The organism is Sphingobium sp. (assembly GCF_033795625.1).
Taxonomy (GTDB): Bacteria; Pseudomonadota; Alphaproteobacteria; order Sphingomonadales; family Sphingomonadaceae; genus Sphingobium.
In genome coordinates this window covers 1-741 of record NZ_JARYGI010000120.1, presented here as the reverse complement: position 1 = coordinate 741, position 741 = coordinate 1, and the positions used below count along the sequence as shown (strand labels likewise).

Here is a 741-nt window from a genome sequence, read left to right as displayed (position 1 = left end):
ATCCTTGCCGCGCGCGACCGCGCCTTCGAGGCGATCCATGCTGGCCTGGCCCTGGTCGGCAGCGGATTGCCTTCCACTGTCCTGAGCGAGCGCGGCGGACGCCACGCCCAGCAGCACGGCCAGAGAGGCGCTACGGATTGACCGCTTTGAGATACGCATCGATGCGCTCCCCCATGTCGATTTGGATGTCGGATTGGGTGCGGGCTTCGATGTCAGCATAATATTCGGAGAGATCCATCTTGCTGAAATCGAGCGCCTGGAACTCCTCGGGCGTGAACCCACGGCACATCGGCTTCTTGGCCGTGCCCCAGAGGTCGCCGTTGAAGGCCTTGAGCTGGGGACGGCCCTGCTCCTGGATGATGCGGCCAAGCTTGGTGTTGAAGCAGCAATGGCCACGGGCCTTCTGCAGGCAGATCCCAAGGAAGCTCGAGGTGCAGTAGCTGCCGATCTCGTGGCACATGCCCGACGAGCGCAGCATCGCCGTCTCCATGTCCTGCTGGTCGCAACCCGCGAACAGGAACTCCATCATGAAGTTGATCGCGAGACTGACTGCGATCGAAGTTGGGTCGAGGCCGATGATCAGAGCATTGGCGCCCGAACTTGCCGCCTGGCTTGCCGTCGCGCCTGCCTTGAACGCCGTGTAGGCCGCCTTCATGCCCGTGAACACGCCCTTGGCGACCGCGATCTTGGTGCCGATCGACGAGATGGACGAACCCATCCCGTCCTTGACGATCTTGCCCT

The 741-nt window shown here is 62.8% G+C and carries 1 protein-coding gene; it reads right to left on the bottom strand.

Translation table 11 applies throughout. The features are described from left to right. Positions 1–130 precede the first annotated feature (130 nt). The coding region (traN, locus tag QHC67_RS18920; protein WP_319296715.1) for a conjugal transfer protein TraN at positions 131–741 on the bottom strand (611 nt) is incomplete at its 5' end.